Below are 17,361 nucleotides of genomic sequence, written 5' to 3' on the forward strand. Positions count from 1 at the left end.
CAAGTATTCCGGCGTTAGAATCTGCTAAAATGAATAGGACAGCTGTAAGGAACCAAAGTGCTGCTCCTTGTCCTGTTCAACAAATTCTTCCGTTCTCACGACATGCGTGTAGGCAATGCGCCATCCGCCGATAATGAATGCGATGCCGCCGTTAATGTCGGCCACGAGATTCTTTTTCTCCACATGATGGCTTTGCACAAAGGTATTCCCGTCAAGAAAGATATTCCGTGCCACCCCCCGCACATCCGTCCCCAGAAAAAAATAAAACCCGAAATCGCCGTTCACGCGGGGATCATCATCACTGGTGGGCGCGCCAACTCCTCCTCCCGCCCTGATGAGCGAAGTGCCGAAATCAGAGGGCAGGTTCCAGCCGAATCGCAGTTCTCCCCCTGCATTGGCATAGGTCATCACGTTGCCCGCCGTGGCACCGAAGTGCGGCAGGGCATCCCAGTCCCAACCGGTCCCCAGCTCCTTGTTCATGCGAAAGGTCCGCTCCCACGCAACCATGAGCCCGGGTTCATTGTGCAACTGGTTGTCCCATCCCTTGGCCGTTTTGAGATGCCGCAGGCTGTGCACTTCGTTCTGTGCCGTTTCGCCAAGGGCATAAGGCCCCACAACGCCCAGCGTGAATTCCAGCGTATCCAGCCTGCGCCCTTTCTTGGCATGCAGTCCCACGGCTCCGTAGAGGAACCCCGCATAGGGTCTGTCATCCTCTTGCAGCCCTCGGGCCTGCGTATCAGAAGGTGTATAAATGGACTGCCCCAGACTCAGGCTCACGTTGTAGAGGGCATCATCATCCCCGGCAAAGGGCAGGGACATGATCGCATTGTCCAGCATATCGGGCAGGTCACGGGACTCCGCCCAGTTTACCAGATCGGGCGAGATGGCTGTAACGCGCACGGCGTTCGTATAATACTGGTCTGTGCCGCCAAAGAGATCATTCTCGAAATACAGGATAAGAGTGCGGGCATTGCGCGCCGAATTGGGGGCATGCCCGTCGGCACGACCGGAAACGGGAATTGCGCAGACGGCAAGAAGCAGCACAGCAGCGCAACACAACTTGCGAACAGTCACTTTCACAGACAAATCCTTTGTGGTGATAATATGCAGGCCCGACAGACCTGTGGAACACCGCCCACGAAAAAGGGGCGCTACGCGCCCCGTTATTTCACAGCCAACGCGTTACCGCCCCGGCATCTTGGGCAGATCGAGGTCGTATTTTCGAATGATATCGTTATGCTCCCGCAGTTTGGCAAACGTTGAGGACTTGCGGAAGGAACTGTTGCGGTTGGTGCGGTACAGCACGTTCAGATCCCAGATGGTATCCACATCGTTCCAGTCGGGAAGACGCAGTACCTCCAGCCCCTTTCGGCGCATACGCTCCATGGTGGGCCGGAACACGTCCGCCTCGCCCCAGACAATGCCGTCAAAGATTTCGGGGAAGAAGAACTCACGGCGGAAACCGATGAGGTAGTAGCCACCGTCATATGCGGGTCCGATAACGGCGTCCTTCATATCCAGATCAAGCAGCGCCTTCTGTACCAATTCCGGCGGAAAGTCCGGGATATCGCTGCCCATGAGTATCACACGGGAAAAGCCGTCGGCAAAAGCCTTCTGCATGGCGGCCTTCATGCGCTCGCCAATATTCTCCCCTTCCTGCGGGAAATAGGCATACCCCTCGCCGAGCCACTCACGAATGCGGGGTTCGATTTCCGCGCCGCTCACAGGCAGGTAACAGATACGCAGGGCCGCCTGCACCTTGGAAAGTCCCTTCAGCATATCCTCCACAAAGTGCTTGTAGAGGTCAGCGGCAACATCATCGCCAATCACTTCGCCGAGGCGGGTCTTCACCTTGCCGGGCTCCGGATACTTGACGAACAGCAGCACACAGGTATCGGTCATGATTTCCCCTTGTACGCGAGATACCATCTCGAAAGCGTTTGCGCGGGTACCCCCAGCGCGTAGAGAGTTCGCAGGCAGACATTGCGCAGCGAACAATACAAAACTCCCTCGGCCTGCCAGCGCCGTGCCGAGGTGCGCACCTTCTGCGGCAGCAGTGCAAGAACATCGCCCCGCTGCCGGATACGGCGCATGATATCCACGTCCTCCATGATGGGAATGGCCGAATAGCCTCCCAGCAGACGGTAATAGGACGTTTTGAAAAACTGCACCTGATCGCCGTATGGCGTACGCGTCAGGCGGTTCCTCCAGTTTGAAAGCCTTTCCACGGCATACAGGAAACCGCGGGCTCCTTCAATCCCGAGCCGGAAGGCTCCGGCGCCGCCCTTTTCGCCCAAGATCTCCAGCCCCTGCCGCATGGCGGCAAAAGCGTCGGGCGGCAACGCCGTGTCCGCATGCAGGAACACCAGAATATCGCCGGACGCCGTATGTGCACCGGCGTTCATTTGCACGGCCCGCCCCTGCGGGGCACGCACCCTGATGACTTCCGTATCTTTAATGGCGGCAAGCGTGTCACGCTGCGGTGCTCCATCGCTCACAATAATCTCGAGCTGTTCATCACGGCCTGCATGACGCACATGCGCAATCAGCTCATTGATGCGCGCAGCCTCGTGCCACACCGGAATGATGACGGAAATACGTGATAAACCGGAATGCATGAAACTCCCGCTTGCAACTGAATTCTCCTGCCGCCATGGAGACAGACGGCACCGTATCAGGGTACTCCCAAGAGGCATGGCGCACAAGCCCCCACGTGACAAGCCTGTATCAAATAGGTACAGTCAGAACGCGTGTCCCGCACGCCGACCATCTTCACATCCTGCAGGAGCATCATGAGCAAAGTCCGTCCTCTTCCCGCGAGCAAGTTGCGCACCCAATTTGACCCTAAACGCATCAGCTGTGATGACAGCCACGGTATTTCACGCAAGCCCGTCAGACGCTCTCCCCAGCCCCGCGCCATGGAAGCGCTGGAGCTTGCACTCTCTATTCATAACAACGGCTACAACGTCTACCTTGCTGGCGGCCCGAGCCTTGGACGCAACTATATGCTGCAGGAATTTCTGCGTCCCCGCGCCGAAAAGCTGCCCACGCCGTCCGACCTTATCTACGTAAACAATTTCGAAGATGCGGATGCGCCCAAACTCATCGAACTGCCCGCTGGGCAGGGACGCAAGCTCAAGACCGAACTGGCGCAGGCCATTTCCAAGGTACGCAAGGAACTGCCCGCCCGTTTCGAGAACGATGCTTACATCAAGAAGCGCAACATCATAATGGATCGTTTTCAGGACGAGCGGGACAAGCTCTTTCAGGAAATGGACAAGGTTGCAGTGAGCGAAGGCTTTAACATGGACCTGGATGAAACGGGCTCCATGACCCTGTATCCCCTCATTGAAGGCAAGCGTCTCTCCGAAGAGGAATTTGAGCGTCTGGACGCAGAGCTGCGCCAGAGCCTGAAGACCAAGGGCGACAAACTGCTACAGGTGATGACCTCGCTGATGCGCAAGATGTCCACGGCGGAACAGGCCCTGCGCACGGACGAACGCTCCCTTGATCAGGACCTTGCCCGTGAAACGCTGCAGGAAATGCTCACCCCCGTAACGGACAAATTCCTCAAAGCGTGTGAAAGCGAGGAGCTGGAAGCATTCTTCACGGCCATACAGAACGACATTCTGGAAAGCGTCGACCAGTTCGTACAGCGCGACCCCGCCCCCTCGGGGGCTCCTGCCGGAACGCCGGAGAGCATTCTTGCAGCTTTGCCGCAGGAAGACATCACGGCCCGGTACGAGATCAACCTCTTCGTGGACCATTCGGAAACCAAGGGTGCCCCCATTGTGGTGGACGACCACCCCACTGTTTCCAACCTGCTGGGCTGCATTGAGCGCATTGCGGAAATGGGGGCTCTGATCACGGACTACACCCTCATCAAATCCGGCTCCATCCATCAGGCCAACGGCGGTTTTCTGGTCATGCACATTGAGGACCTGCTCTCGCAGTCCGGTGCATGGGAAGGCCTGATGCGCGCCCTGCGTTCCGGCATTGCCCGCATTGAAGACGCAGGCGACACGCAGGAGTCCACCAAGACCAAGGGCATAGAACCCGAACCGATGATGCTGGACATCAAGGTCATCCTCATCGGACCGGAAGATATTTACGAGCACCTGCTGCAAAGCGACGACCGCTTCCCCAAGCTGTTCAAGATCAAGGCGCACATGAGCGAAGCCATGCCCCGCAATGCGGACGGCGTGCGCGTCTATCTGCACCGTCTGGCGGGCATCATTGACGACTGCGACCTGCTGCCCTTCAGCAAGGATGCACTTGCCAGCATCATAGACTACAGCTCGCGCCTCATTGAGGACCAGAAAAAGCTCTCCCTGCGCTTCCCGCATATCCGCGAGCTCATGGTGGAGTCGGACGCCTTCGCGCGCATGAAGAAACGTACTGCCGTCGATGCGGAAACCGTGCACGACGCCCTTGTGGCCCGTTACTACCGCAACAACCTGTACGAAGAGCTGTACATGGAGGACTATGACCGCGAGCTGATCAAGGTTCAAACCTCCGGCATGGCCGTGGGCCGTGTGAACGGTCTGGCGGTGAGCTTCTACGGCGATTTCGAGTTCGGTCTGCCGCACCAGATTTCCTGCACCGTGGGCGTGGGACACGGCGGCATCATCGACCTTGAGCGCGAGGCGGAGCTTGGCGGCCCCATCCACACCAAGGCCATGATGATCCTGAAGAGCTATCTGCTCGGCATGTTCGCGCAGAACAAGCCCATCGTCATGACCGGCTCGCTCTACTTCGAGCAGAGCTATGCGGGTATTGAGGGCGACTCCGCCTCCGGGGCCGAACTTGCGACCCTGCTCTCCGCGCTGTCAGGCGTACCGCTTTCGCAATCGCTCGCCTTCACCGGCGCGGTATCGCAAACCGGCCAGATCATGGCCGTGGGCGGCGTGACCCGCAAGATCGAAGGCTTTTTCGATGTCTGTCAGCGCCGCGGTCTCACCGGCGAACAGGGCGTACTGCTGCCCTACGACAACGTGGACCAGCTGATGCTCAAGAAGGAAGTCATAGAGGCCGTGGACGAAGGCAAGTTCGCCATCTACCCCATCCGCCACATCACCGAGGCCATGGAACTGCTGACCGGCATGTCGGCAGGCAACCGCCGCAAGGATGGCACCTTCACCAAGGGCTCCATCTTCGACAAGGTGGACCGTCGCCTCATCGAACTGGGCAAGCTGGCGGAACGCGCCTACAAGTCAAAGCGCTAGGAACGACGAAGCAATTCAGGAGAAACGATGTTCGATTCAGGCACGCTCGTGGCCATAGGTGTGGCGGTTCTGGCCGTTGTCGCAGCGCGGTATCCGCTACGCTCGCTGCCCCCTGCGGTCACCTGTCCGCTGTGCACCCGCCCCATGGGTCCGGTGCGCCATCTGCAGGGAGGTCTTTTCATCATCGTGCTCACCACATACCTGTTCGTGCTTTCCGTACTGGATCTGCCCGAACTGGATTACGCTACGGCCGACGCGTGGCGGCACGTTTTCTCAAGACCGGATATCCTGACCTGCATCGTTCTCTTTTTCATAGGCTCACGCGAAGTGGTAACCCCGCATCACGACTTTGCCTGCAAGAAATGCCGCGCCACATGGCGCATGAAGGACGGCGAACTGCTGGGAACACAGAACAGCTTCACCACCTTCTACCACTTCTTCCCGTTCTAGAAGCACCAGTCACAGAATACAAAAGCCCCGCCACTCCTCAGAGTGGCGGGGCTTTTTGTCATCTTGGTCAGGGCGATTACTTCACCCCCAGCTCCACACGGTGCCTGGGCACGCCGGTCTTCTGCATGGGCTTCTTGCCCGCACCGGTCAGGAACACTCGCGGGGCAAGGGCGGGGTCGATATGCAGCACGGCATCCTGCACGGCCTTGGCGCGGGCAGCGGCGAGTTCCGTCAGGTCCTGCGGCGTCACGGTGGTCAATGACTTGAGAAAACTTTCCATCTCGTTCACCGGCACCTCCTTGAAGCCGAACACGCCGCTCGGACGGGGGTCGTTCTCCATCTTGGGCACGTCCTTGTAGGCGTCCGTCAGATACTCCGTATATTCTTCGGGAGTGATCTGCACATCCTCCACCGCAACGTCAGCCCGTTCACGGCGGGACATGTCCGCATGCTTGGCTGCCTGCACCCGGCGATGCATGCCAAGATCAATCATGCCCTTCGTATCCGTCTCCTGATCCACAAATCCGGCAATCTCCAGCTTGAGCGTGGGCTTCTTGTTCAAGAACTCCACCACGCTCTCAAGGCTCTTCATCTGTCCCTCGGTCAGCTGCGCCGAACCGGCCTCAAACACGGAGAACTGGGCGTCGTCGCCACCACCGCCCACGATGTTGCCGATAAGAGCAAAGGGGGACGTCACCACCTTGAAGATCAGGTTCACAAAGGCCTTCAGAACAATGCCGCCGGTCAGGAAATGCGGATCATCCAGCCTGCCCTTGATAGGCAGATCGACCTCAACGTTGCCGCTGGAATCCGAAAGCAGGGCCAGCCCCAGCTTGACGGGAATGTTTGGCGCATCCGGCCGCTTATCCTTCTCGCCCATGACAAGCTGTTCCAGGAAAAACTTGTTCTTGGCATCCAGCACCCAGTCTTCCGTTTTGAAGTGCACGTCCGCATACAGACGCCCCTTCTCTATGGGATAGGCCACGCTCCGCAACGAATAGGGCGAAAGAGGCACAAGGTCCACGCCGTTCAGGGTGAATGTCAGGTCGGAATACATGGGGTTGATGATGGGGTTGGCCACGCCCTTCAATGCCAGCGCCTGATTATCCAGCTTGGCGGTGATATCCAGCTCCGGACGCGCATCCGCTGCCAAAGAAACACCGTCCAGTCTGGCGTTCAGTTCCGTAAGCGCCGTGGAAAACGCCGGAGCCACGCTACGATCCGTAAACCGGAACGCGGCGTTATTCACCCGCACACGGTCTATACGCACATCATTGAAGGGCAGAATGGATGTATAGCTGTCCGCTCCAACCGTACCGTTGCCGCCAACCGCAGCAGCCTGCTGCTCACCGGCGGGCACGGCAGAAGCCTCCCCAGAAGTGGCCGCATCGGGGCCTGCCTTAGGCTCAGCGGAGGAAGCCGGTGCAGGTGTTACGTCGGCGGCTGCCGTCTGTTCCGTTCCGCCGGTCACCTCTTCCCCGGCGGACTTGGCCGCTGCTTCGCCATCAGCAGCATCTTTGCCGCCCCTGGCCGCTTGCGTACTTCCGCCGTGCATCAGACGGGACAGGTTGAGAACGCCTTCCTTGTCTACCAGAGCATCACCCTGCATGTTGTTCAGCGAAATCTCTTCCACATACAGACTGGATTCACTGCTGGAGACGTCAAAATTGAGTACCTCGAACCTATCAAAGCTGGCCACATGCGAGGAATCGGCAGCGTCCTTCAGGGAGAAACCGTCAATACGCACCGTCCCCTTGGAGGCAAACTGCAAGGGCTCTGCCGCAAGCCCCACAGCCCCTTCCGGAGCCTCGGCCTGCAGACGGGCCTGCTTGTGCATATCGGAGTTCAACACGCCGCCTGCCAGCAGCAGGCCGGTGTATTCGCCCACATAGGGGTCAAGCACGGCAAGCGGCACGTTGTTGTGCCGGACATGCACCTTCATATCAAAGGGCTGGGGCCGGATGGTACCATCAACACGCACCCGCCCGGGCTTGATGTTCGAATTACGCCCTCCTCCGCCCACATAGGCGGAATAGCTCACGGGCACAGGCTTGCCGAGGTCCGTGGAGGCGTCCTTTACAGTCAGCTCCATACCTGAAACGCGCAGGCCTCCCCTATTGGAGAGTGTGCGGTCAATAAAAAGCACCTTGCCCTCTTCCAGTCGGAATTCACCAACACCAGCGCTCCATGCCTTCTCCTCAACCGACTCCCCTTCTTCGGCAGGAGCAACTTCTTCAGGGGAACCGCCCTTGGTGCCTCCGGCAAACAGATTGACGAGATCAAGCCCATCCGCATAGCGGATAAGACGCACTTCAGGTGCTGTCAGCGCCACCTGCTCCACAAAGGCGGAACGCTGTGCCAGATCGACCGAGCCGCCCTGCACCTGCAGTTTCGCAAGCTCTATGGAAGGCCTCTTGTTCCCGTCCTTACGAAGCGCCAAACCGGACAACGATGCACCGAATTGCTCAACACGCACATCCGGTTCCGCGCCTTCAAGCGATACAAGCGCATGCAGCCCTGCCTCCAGAGAACCGGCATCCACCTTCAATGGCAATACGGATTCCAGATAAGCCGCATATGCGGGCAGTTCCACACCGGCCACAGAAACGTCCAGCGCAGCCTGCACCGGCACGATGGAAAGCTTGCCCTTTACGGCGACATGCTCCTTGTCGCCCATTCTGAATGCCAATGCCGCCTTGGCACCCTTGCGGGTGGACAGGTCGGTAACCGTCAGCGTCATGGGCGCAAACTGCCTTGCATACCCGCCCGAAACGCTTGCATCCTTCCAATCAATGCGACCGCCCGCTATGGCAATGCGTTTGGCTTCCACATCAAAAGGCAGCATTTTTTCAGACTTCTGCGCCGTCTCCGGCTTGGCGGCACCCTCTGCGCCATTGTTCTTGGCGGAGGCATGGTTCGCGGGGAAGTAGGAAGCCCAATTGAGAACGCCTTCGCTGTTACGCGACGCCTTCACATAAGGCCCGGTCAGAGTAATATCACGCAGAATTACTTCATTCTGGAACAGGGCGAAGCGCTCCACATCCACGGCAAGGGAGGCAAAACCGGCGACCTTGGGCGTATCAGGCGCGCTGACAGCAACATCTGTCACGGTGACAAGACCAGAAACATCCATTTTCATGGACGCCTCTTCGGGCCTGCTGAAGGCCAGCATGATCTTGGAGGAAAGCGTGCCTGATGTCAGGCGCAAGGGGGTTTTGGCCGGGACGTATTCCCAGTATCGGGCAAGGTCTATCTGCTCCGTCTCAAAGGTGAACTCCGTCACCAGGGTTTTATCAAAGGGCTTGGTCTTGCCGGACAGCGTTATGGGACGTCCGTTCACCTTGGCCTTGAGCGAAGGCTCCACATATTCCGTAGTATCCGACCCTAATGTGGAGGTCAGAGGGACGGAAAAGTCCAGCTCGCTGACCACGTGGGTGGCCTTATGCGGCATGTCCTGAAATGTCACGGTCCCGTTGCTGATCAGCAGGTTATTCACACGGAAGGGAATGATGGGCACATCCTCCCCGGCGGCCTCGCCTTCGGCGTCAGAAGCTGGAATGAGGTCGGAAATGGAGAACTTGCCGCCTCCGAAGAAGGTGATATCCACCGAGGGCTGAACAAGCCTGAGATGCGCCAGAACCGGGGCGAATCTGAAGACGGACAGGGGATGCACACGGACGTCCAGCCCCTTGAAGGAAGCGAGATTCCCTTCCCCTTCCTTCTTGGCAACGGCAAGGTCTTCCACGACCACCCTGAAGGTCACAGGGTTTACGCTCACCTTGCCCACGGTCGTGGGACGTTGCAGCACGGCAGTCAGGTTCTCCGCAATGACGGAACGCAGCACAGGCCCCGCCACGAAAAAACCCACCACCAGATACACAACCAAAAGCACGCCGCTTATCAATACTGCCAGCCGGGCACGCCTGCCAAGTTTTGCCCAATAGCTTTCCAGCCCTTTCATGCAAGCCCCCTTGAACTCCATGGTACCGTCACATTGTCGTCATCAGTCACTGGCCGCAGAAGTCGACCATATACGACACTCTTACCCTACCCCATCGGAATTTTCCACAAACCTTTCCCATTCCTCACACCTGCAGCACAACTAAATAATGGCGTGAAACCTGCATGAATACTCGAGAGAGATACTATTTTGCCGGGAGGCGAGCATGAAGAATGCCATACGCAAGACTGCAGCGCCGCTGCATATCGTTGTTGTCCATGACCGGGAACGGGAAGACGTGCGGACGACGCTGGCCTGCATCCGCGACAGGGCGGGCTACCCGCATACCGTTTCGGTGGTAGACCTTTCGGGAGATGTATCCTCGCGCGCCTACTTGAACACGCTGCATCAGACCGGCCTCATCCACAACCTCGTCACCGTGCTCACGCCGCAGGCTCCGGCTGTGCCTGTCATGCAAACACTGGCCATGGTAGAGGCTCCCTACGTGCTTGTGCTTCACTCCGGCACGAACTTTACCGACGCGGGCTGGCTGGCAGACATGCTTGGCAACATGGTGGCTGCCAAGGCGCCTGCCTTTGCATGCGCCAATGAGGAACAGCAAGAGGCGGGCACCCTGCGCCACTGCGTGCGACGAGAACGCATCGTGAATCCCAACACGCTCTCGGCCCTGCTCTGCGACTCCGGCCATACCGTACTTGCCACCCGGGCCGCGCTTGAGAGAATGGACATTTTCACCCATCGCGGACTTACCTTCCCTCCTGCGGATGCCCCACACAGCGCCGATATAGCGGCGCGGGAAACACGGCGGCACGCCGTGCAGAACCTGCAATGACAAAAAGCCCGAACCTTGCGGTTCGGGCTTTCATTATCTTTATCAGAAGACAGACGGCGCTATTTGTTGCCGTTGCCCACCATCTTTTCGCTGCTCTCCGCCACGGAGGAACGCGAAAGCACCAGTTTGGAACCGGGGGGAACATCGTGAGTAACCCACACGTTGCCACCGATGATGGAACCTGCGCCGATGGTGATACGGCCAAGCACGGTGGCACCCGCGTAGACACGCACGCTGTCCTCCAGAATGGGATGACGGGCAACGCCTTTGACCAGCTTGCCTTCGCTGTCCTTGGGGAAGGAAAGCGCGCCCAGCGTCACGCCCTGATACAGGCGGCAGGAGCGGCCGATGATGCAGGTCTCGCCCACAACCACACCGGTACCGTGATCAATGAAGAAGTCTTCGCCGATAGTCGCGCCGGGGTGGATGTCGATACCCGTCGTGGAATGCGCCATTTCGCTGATGATACGCGGAATGATAGGCACATCCAGCTTGTAGAGTTCGTGGGCGATACGATGATGGATCATGGCCGTGATGGAAGGATAGCAGAAGATGGTCTCGCCCGGGCTCTTGGCGGCAGGGTCGCCCTCAAAGGCGGCCTGCACGTCCGTGCTGAGCATCCGGCGAATCTCCGGCAGAGTCTTCAGAAAACGCATGGCGATGTCATGGGAATGCGTTTCGCACTGGGTACAATCGCTGGCAAACTCCGCGCAGATGAAGCATCCGCCACGACGAATCTGTTCCGCAAGCATGCGGTAGATGGAATCGAGGTTGGCGGAAAGGTGGTAGCGCATGGACTTGAGAACCACGCGTGCGGGGCCGTAGTACCCGGGGAAGAGCGCGGCCTTCAACCGTTCCATGATCTCGGCCAGCGCCTCTGCAGAGGGCATGGGCGCGCCATGCAGCGAGTGATGGTACACGGCTTCGTATGACGCCGGTGCGCAGAGCTTATCCACCACTTCTTCAAGTTCGGGCATGCCCTGCAGTTCTTCCGGTGCGAAACTGATCTTCTTCATTACTCTATCCTTGGTATGCATCTCCCTGTGGCGTTACGCCTCAGGTTCGGTGAACAACGCTGTGGAGAGGTAGCGCTCTCCCGTATCGCAAACAATGAAAACTATGCGCTTGCCCTTGTTCTCCGGCCTCTTGGCCAGCTCAACCGCGGCATGGGCAATGGCTCCGGAAGAAATGCCGCACAGAATGCCTTCTTCCTTCATCAGACGGCGGGCCATGACAAGTGCCTGATCGTTGGTCACGCGGAAAACCTCGTCAAAGGAATCCAGCTTGAGCACTTCTGGCACGAAACCGGCGCCGATCCCCTGAATGGCATGGGGACCGGGGGTACCACCGGAAAGGACCGGAGAGGCATCCGGTTCAACCGCCACGCGGTAGACGTTCGGATTCAGCTCCTTGAGCCTGCCGCCCACGCCGGTAATAGTGCCGCCGGAACCGACGCCTGCCACAAAAACGTCCACCTCGCCGTCCGTATCCTGCCAGATCTCCTCGGCAGTGGTCAGGCGGTGAATCTCGGGGTTGGCGGGATTCTTGAATTGCTGGGGCATATAGGCATTGGGCGTTTCCGCCACGATCCGCTCGGCTTCACGCACGGCACCGGACATGCCCTGCGCCGCAGGAGTGAGCACCAGCGTGGCGCCAAAGCCGCGCAAAAGAGCCTTGCGCTCATTGCTCATGGATTCCGGCATGGTCAGCACCAGCTTATAGCCCTTTACCGCGCAGGCAAAAGCGAGCCCGAGGCCCGTATTCCCACTGGTGGGCTCGACGATGAGCGTATCCCTGTTGATGCGTCCCGCCTTTTCACCGGCCACGATCATGCTCAGGCCGATGCGGTCCTTCACCGAGCTGCAGGGATTGAAATATTCCAGTTTGGCAACCACCTCTGCGGGGCAGCCTTCCGTAATACGGTTCAGCCGCACCAGCGGCGTACGTCCAATCAGGTCCAGCATTGAATGCGCAATGTTCATGGCAAACTCCTTGTCAAACGGACGTTGTCCGAAAAACCGTTACCAGGCGGATTATCCGCTCCGCACCGTATGCTCTTTCAGGCATAAAGAAAAGGGCCGGACATCCTTGCCCGGCCCCAACGCTTTCAATAATCGTGGCGGCCCTTACTTGCAGCCACACGCAAGCTTTTCGCCCTTGGGTTCCAGTCCTTCACGGAAAGGAGAGATTTCACGCAGGCGGTTGATGATGGGCGGCACTTCCTTGAGCACCAGATCCACATCCGCATCGGTGTTGAAGCGGCTCAGGCTGAAGCGGATGGAACCATGCGCATAGGTAAACGGCACGCCCATGGCGCGCAACACATGCGAAGGCTCAAGGCTACCGGAGGTGCAGGCGGACCCTGAACTTGCGCAAATGCCGTGGCCGTCCATGAGCAGCAGAATGGCTTCGCCCTCCACGTACTTGAACGCAATGGACGACGTGTTGGGCAGACGGTTCTCGACATCGCCGTTCACGATGGAATCCGGCACAGCGGCAAGCAGCCCCGCCTCAAGGCGGTCGCGCAGCGCCTTCACGCGGGTGCGCTCCTCTGCCATATTCACGGTGGCCAGTTCACAGGCCTTGCCCAGCGCCACGATGGACGCGGCGTTTTCCGTACCGGCACGACGTCCCCGTTCCTGATGTCCGCCTCGCATGAAGGGACGGAACGGAGTGCCCTTACGCACGTAGAGTGCGCCAATGCCCTTGGGGGCATGCAGCTTGTGGCCGGAAAGAGCCAGAAAATCCACAGGCAGACGGGATACGTCAATGGGCAGCTTGCCCACAACCTGCACGGCATCCGTATGAAGCTGTACGCCGCGTTCCTTCACGATGGCGGCGATCTCCTCCATGGGGAAGACAACGCCGGTCTCGTTATTGGCGTACATGATGGACACCAGTGCGGTATCCTTGCGGATGGCTTCGCGCAGTTCGTCAAGGTCAAGCTGGCCCTTGGAGTCCACGCCAAGATAGGTGGCCTCGTAGCCGCGCTTTTCCAGATGCTGCACCAGATTGAGCACGGCGGGGTGCTCAACACGGGTGGTAATGATATGCCGCTTGTCCTGCTGGGAGTTGAGCGCGGACCAGATGGCCGTGTTGTCGCTCTCGGTACCGCAGGCGGTGAAGAGAATCTCCTCCGGTCGCGCGCCGATGGAAGCGGCCACGCGTTCGCGAGCTTCCACCAGATACTTGCCCACCTGCCCACCGAAACGGTGCATACTGGAAGGGTTGCCGTAGAATTCCGTCAGGAACGGCATCATGGCTTCCAGAACAGCGGGATCTATCTGGGTGGTCGCGTTGTTGTCGAGGTAGACGGTTCTCATGAGTTTACCTCCACCACAGAAATTTCAGGCTCGACATATTCACGCAGCGTGGTCTCCACAAAGCCCTTCAAGGTCAGCTGACTGGAAGGGCAGCTGGTGCACATGCCGCGCAGCGCCACTTTGACGGTGTGGCCGTCAATGTCCACGAGTTCGATGTCGCCGCCGTCCTTCTGCAGACTGGGGCGTATCTCTTCCTCAAGGGTCTTCACCACAAGCTGCATACGCTGCACGTTGGTAAGCGCCTTGGGCTTGGCTTCGGGCACCTCGCAGGCGGCCACCTTGCCCAGCGCCTGATCAAGCAGCACCTGAATGGCGGGAATGCAGTCGCCGCAACCGCCACCGGCCTTGGTGAAGTTGGTCACTTCTTCCACGGTGGTGAGGTTGTTCTCGCGGATGGTGTGCAAAATAAGCTCGTCGGTCACGCCGAAGCACTTGCAGACCAGTTCGCCTTCGTGCTCGTGCTGATCAACCGCTTCACCACGCCAGTTCTTGATGGCCACCTCAAGAGCCTCCTGCCCCATGACGGAGCAGTGCATCTTCTGCTGGGGCAGGCCGCCCAGAAACTCGGCAATATCCTTATTGGTAATTTTTTCAGCCTCGGCGATGGTCTTGCCCTTGAGCATTTCCGTCAGTGCGGAAGAAGAAGCGATGGCGCTGGCACACCCGAAGGTCTGGAATTTGGCGTCAACGATGCGATCATCCGCGTCGATCTTGAGATAAAGCTTGAGGGCGTCGCCACAAGCAAGGCTGCCCACTTCACCGATGGCATCCGCGTTTTCGATTTCGCCCACGTTGCGGGGATTGAGAAAATGCTCGCGAACTTTGTCAGTATATTCCCACATGAGTATAAACCTCCGGCATATGCAATGCGCTCGACGGCCTCGCCGGCTTCTGCATGATATATTGCTTTGTTATGGTACAGATGGCTGACAATCCTGGTCGCCTAAACATCCGTACCGTACGCATATAACACCGCAACTCGGCATGGGGAAGGGGCAAGGCGTTTTTTTGGACCATTTTACTCCGAATTGCATGGTTCAAACACCCAAAAAACAGGCATTGGGCATAAAAAAAGGCCTGTTACGGCCCAACATTGCGTTTGTAAGGAAAAATTCGCAGCCTAAACGATGCCCGCGCCACTCAGAATGCGGACAAAACGTGCAAACACTTCCATATCCAGCCCGTGTCCCATTTCATCCTTCATGACGCGCAGCACCTGGAATGCATTCTTGGCCTTTGCGTAAGGACGGTTGGAACAGATGGCATCGTAGATATCCGCTATGGTCACGGCACGAACGGGCAAAGGAATTTCCTCGCCGCGCAGACCGCAGGGATAGCCGGAACCGTCAACCTTCTCATGGTGGAAGAGAATGCAGTTGAGGGCATCCTGCGAAAGCGGCATCAGCGTACACGCACCCGCCCCGAGAACGGGATGCTCATTGATGACCTCACGCTCTTCCCACGTAAGCGGACCGGGCTTGTTCAGTATGGCGTCATCAATGAAGGTCTTGCCGATATCGTGCAGCATGGCACCAAGCCCGAACTGCACAAGGCTCTTGTCGTCGAACCCGTAGGTCTGAAGAATGACCTGCGAGTATATGAAAACATGAATGGAGTGCGAAAAGGTGTGGTAGTCGTGCGCAATGAGCGAGGCCATGGTCTTGATGGAGTTTTCAAGCGTGAGAAAGCTCACACCCTTGGCCACGAACTCGAAAACGCGGTCGAACTGATTTCTGCGAATGGTGGGGGGAAGCTTGTTGGAAAAGATGTCTTCCACCACGTCCGACGAGGCATCATAGAACATCTGTGCACGGGTGGGCAGCGGAATATTCTCGTCACTGAGCACCGAGCCCAGATTCTTGACCACATGCTCCCGGTATTCCGGCCGTTCCTCTTCCTGCACGAACAGGCTCTTCACACCTGTGGCGTCCAGTACCTGCCTGTGCCGTTCCCGGAAGGTCTCCCCGGCTCTGGTATACAGGACGAACTCATCCCCCTGCTTGAGATACAGGCTGAACTCACCGCGCATGTCATTGATGATCATGGCGGGAGGAATGGCAAAGAACTCTGTAGTTCCCTGCTTTTCCTGCTTGCATGCGGCCTGTGTCATTCCCGGGTCCGAAGGTAAGAGGTTAACGTATCAGCGACCGATAATCGATGCGCCGGAAAGCACCATGATGAAACGCTTGAAGACATCCATATCCAGATCCTGTGCCATGGTGGCACGCATCAGTTCGAGCACCTCGAAGGGACGCCGAGCTTTGGCATAGGGACGGTCAGTAGTCAACGCATCATATATGTCCGCTATGGTCACGACCCGCACCGGCAAAGGAATCTCTTCCGCCCTGAGCCCGGCGGGATACCCGCTGCCATTCATCTTTTCATGATGGAACAGGATAATATTCATGGCCTCTTGCGAAAGAGGCATGAGCGTGCAGGAAGCCAGCCCGAATGTGGGGTGTCTGTTGATGATGCGCCGCTCGTCGGGGTCAAGCTTGCCCGACTTGTCCAGAATAAGACGGGGGATGCGGGTCTTGCCCACATCATGCAACATGGCCCCTATACCACAACGAAGCAGCGTTTCGTCATCCAGCCCATAGGTATGCAGGACCGAAGTGGTATATACGAAGACATTCACGCAATGCGTATACGTCTTGTAGTCATGGGCGATGAACTCGGCCACGGCCTTGAGAGAGTTCTCAAGACAGAGAAACTTCAGAGTCTGCTGTACAAATTCCAGAACACGCTTGTAATGCTCGCTATCCAGCCCCGTCGGCAGTTTGGCTTCAAACATCTCCTCCATGACTTCCGAGGAGACCGAATAGAAAAGCCCCGCACGTTCGCGCAGGGGCAGGGTATCGTCAAGCAATATTTTTCCGAGGTGTTCCTCTATGTAGCGAGAGTAGTGAGGACGGTGCATGGCCTTGACATACACTTCCCGTACCCCGTTGTCGTAGAGCACCCGTTTGTGCCGCTCGGTAAATACCTCGTCGGCACTGGTATACAGTACGTACTCTCCGTTTTGCCGTAGATATACGCTGAACTTTCCCATGATGGTGGGAAAGATCATCAACGGAGATACGCTGAAAAACTCACCTGAATTCTCGACAGGTGACATTTCCGCTGTATTGGACATGAAGCTCCCTGAAAACGTGTACGCGACCAGATAGCAATCAAGACCTGAAACATCCCCGACGGTCATGTTTCCTTTCTACCTGCGCTCTTGCGCTGTCCCCCCTCCCACAGAATACAGACTCTACAACGCACAAGACCTTAATATATCGTTCAGATTTAGCTCTAATCTTCAACAATGTCTAGACACTTTCTAATACGTCACGAATTCTTCACATATTTTCAGAGCATTACCCCTGCCAGTACACACATCACTCACCTCTTGCCAATTGTGCCACCGGGGCATAATTGGTACGTCCAATTTTCAGGACAACACATACAATCATTCCGAAAAAACAGACAACCAACAACCCTGCGAACAACAGCGCGCACTCAAGCATCCCGGAGAAAGTGAAGCACTAGCAGACGTTGCAGTAAAAAAAGCCGGTTTCCGGCGAG

Annotated in this window: 13 protein-coding genes; 3 read left to right on the forward strand and 10 right to left on the reverse strand. The window is 57.7% G+C overall.

All coding sequences use genetic code 11. From position 1 onward, the window contains the following. Positions 1-24: 24 nt before the first annotated feature. The 3 genes from N1030_RS09785 to N1030_RS09795 all read right to left on the reverse strand — a co-directional run bounded on the left by N1030_RS09785 (position 25) and on the right by N1030_RS09795 (position 2,618). The gene (locus N1030_RS09785) at positions 25-1,080 is read right to left on the reverse strand and encodes a lipid A deacylase LpxR family protein (RefSeq protein ID WP_265825296.1); all 1,056 of its coding nucleotides are present in this window, start codon (positions 1,078-1,080) and stop codon (positions 25-27) included. A gap of 102 nt (positions 1,081-1,182) precedes the next feature. Further along, positions 1,183-1,902, reverse strand: a complete 720-nt coding sequence (locus N1030_RS09790; RefSeq protein WP_265825297.1) for a TIGR04282 family arsenosugar biosynthesis glycosyltransferase — start codon at positions 1,900-1,902, stop codon at positions 1,183-1,185. Next, entirely contained in the window at positions 1,899-2,618 is a 720-nt protein-coding gene (locus tag N1030_RS09795; RefSeq protein WP_265825298.1) for a TIGR04283 family arsenosugar biosynthesis glycosyltransferase, read from the reverse strand. Before N1030_RS09795 ends, N1030_RS09790 begins: the two co-directional genes overlap by 4 nt. A gap of 174 nt (positions 2,619-2,792) precedes the next feature. Between N1030_RS09795 and N1030_RS09800 the strand changes: the two genes are divergently transcribed. Together N1030_RS09800 and N1030_RS09805 are read left to right on the forward strand one after the other, a co-directional pair. Next, complete coding sequence (locus tag N1030_RS09800) at positions 2,793-5,225, forward strand: Lon protease family protein (protein WP_265825299.1); 2,433 nt, start codon at positions 2,793-2,795, stop codon at positions 5,223-5,225. A gap of 27 nt (positions 5,226-5,252) precedes the next feature. Continuing rightward, a complete protein-coding gene (locus tag N1030_RS09805; RefSeq protein ID WP_265825300.1) occupies positions 5,253-5,675 on the forward strand; it encodes a hypothetical protein in 423 nt (140 codons plus the stop codon). 76 nt (positions 5,676-5,751) lie between these two features. Here N1030_RS09805 and N1030_RS09810 read toward each other — a convergent pair whose 3' ends face one another. After that, positions 5,752-9,636, reverse strand: a complete 3,885-nt coding sequence (locus N1030_RS09810) for a DUF748 domain-containing protein (protein WP_265825301.1) — start codon at positions 9,634-9,636, stop codon at positions 5,752-5,754. A 205-nt stretch (positions 9,637-9,841) separates the two neighbouring features. Between N1030_RS09810 and N1030_RS09815 the strand changes: the two genes are divergently transcribed. Further along, entirely contained in the window at positions 9,842-10,468 is a 627-nt protein-coding gene (locus N1030_RS09815; RefSeq protein ID WP_265825302.1) for a glycosyltransferase family 2 protein, read from the forward strand. A gap of 59 nt (positions 10,469-10,527) precedes the next feature. On the opposite strand, the gene epsC is transcribed toward N1030_RS09815, so the two are convergent. The 6 genes from epsC to N1030_RS09845 all read right to left on the reverse strand — a co-directional run bounded on the left by epsC (position 10,528) and on the right by N1030_RS09845 (position 16,927). After that, entirely contained in the window at positions 10,528-11,484 is a 957-nt protein-coding gene (gene epsC / locus N1030_RS09820) for a serine O-acetyltransferase EpsC (protein WP_265825303.1), read from the reverse strand. A 33-nt stretch (positions 11,485-11,517) separates the two neighbouring features. Then, on the reverse strand, positions 11,518-12,450 hold the full coding sequence (gene cysK, locus N1030_RS09825; RefSeq protein ID WP_265825304.1) for a cysteine synthase A: 933 nt from the start codon (positions 12,448-12,450) through the stop codon (positions 11,518-11,520). Positions 12,451-12,594: 144 nt separating this feature from the next. Further along, on the reverse strand, positions 12,595-13,791 hold the full coding sequence (gene nifS / locus N1030_RS09830; protein WP_265825305.1) for a cysteine desulfurase NifS: 1,197 nt from the start codon (positions 13,789-13,791) through the stop codon (positions 12,595-12,597). Continuing rightward, positions 13,788-14,633: a Fe-S cluster assembly protein NifU gene (nifU, locus tag N1030_RS09835; protein ID WP_265825306.1), complete on the reverse strand. Its 846-nt coding sequence runs from the start codon at positions 14,631-14,633 to the stop codon at positions 13,788-13,790. The genes nifS and nifU overlap by 4 nt, the downstream gene beginning before the upstream one ends. A gap of 278 nt (positions 14,634-14,911) precedes the next feature. Beyond that, positions 14,912-15,901, reverse strand: coding sequence for an HD-GYP domain-containing protein (locus tag N1030_RS09840; protein ID WP_265825307.1), 990 nt, complete (start codon positions 15,899-15,901; stop codon positions 14,912-14,914). A 30-nt stretch (positions 15,902-15,931) separates the two neighbouring features. Continuing rightward, on the reverse strand, positions 15,932-16,927 hold the full coding sequence (locus N1030_RS09845; RefSeq protein ID WP_265825308.1) for an HD-GYP domain-containing protein: 996 nt from the start codon (positions 16,925-16,927) through the stop codon (positions 15,932-15,934). Between the last annotated feature and the right edge of the window lie 434 nt (positions 16,928-17,361).

Origin of the sequence: Desulfovibrio mangrovi (genome assembly GCF_026230175.1) — a bacterium.
GTDB lineage: Bacteria > Desulfobacterota > Desulfovibrionia > Desulfovibrionales > Desulfovibrionaceae > Halodesulfovibrio > Halodesulfovibrio mangrovi.

Bases quoted from the DNA above. Each gene is read 5' to 3' on its own strand.
- N1030_RS09845 (WP_265825308.1), bottom strand. From the start codon at position 16,927: ATGTCCAATACAGCGGAAATGTCACCTGTCGAGAATTCAGGTGAGTTT.
- nifS (WP_265825305.1), bottom strand. From the start codon at position 13,791: ATGAGAACCGTCTACCTCGACAACAACGCGACCACCCAGATAGATCCC.
- nifU (WP_265825306.1), bottom strand. From the start codon at position 14,633: ATGTGGGAATATACTGACAAAGTTCGCGAGCATTTTCTCAATCCCCGC.
- epsC (WP_265825303.1), bottom strand. From the start codon at position 11,484: ATGAAGAAGATCAGTTTCGCACCGGAAGAACTGCAGGGCATGCCCGAA.
- N1030_RS09795 (WP_265825298.1), bottom strand. From the start codon at position 2,618: ATGCATTCCGGTTTATCACGTATTTCCGTCATCATTCCGGTGTGGCAC.
- N1030_RS09790 (WP_265825297.1), bottom strand. From the start codon at position 1,902: ATGACCGATACCTGTGTGCTGCTGTTCGTCAAGTATCCGGAGCCCGGC.
- N1030_RS09800 (WP_265825299.1), top strand. From the start codon at position 2,793: ATGAGCAAAGTCCGTCCTCTTCCCGCGAGCAAGTTGCGCACCCAATTT.
- cysK (WP_265825304.1), bottom strand. From the start codon at position 12,450: ATGAACATTGCGCATTCAATGCTGGACCTGATTGGACGTACGCCGCTG.
- N1030_RS09805 (WP_265825300.1), top strand. From the start codon at position 5,253: ATGTTCGATTCAGGCACGCTCGTGGCCATAGGTGTGGCGGTTCTGGCC.
- N1030_RS09815 (WP_265825302.1), top strand. From the start codon at position 9,842: ATGAAGAATGCCATACGCAAGACTGCAGCGCCGCTGCATATCGTTGTT.
- N1030_RS09810 (WP_265825301.1), bottom strand. From the start codon at position 9,636: ATGAAAGGGCTGGAAAGCTATTGGGCAAAACTTGGCAGGCGTGCCCGG.
- N1030_RS09840 (WP_265825307.1), bottom strand. From the start codon at position 15,901: ATGACACAGGCCGCATGCAAGCAGGAAAAGCAGGGAACTACAGAGTTC.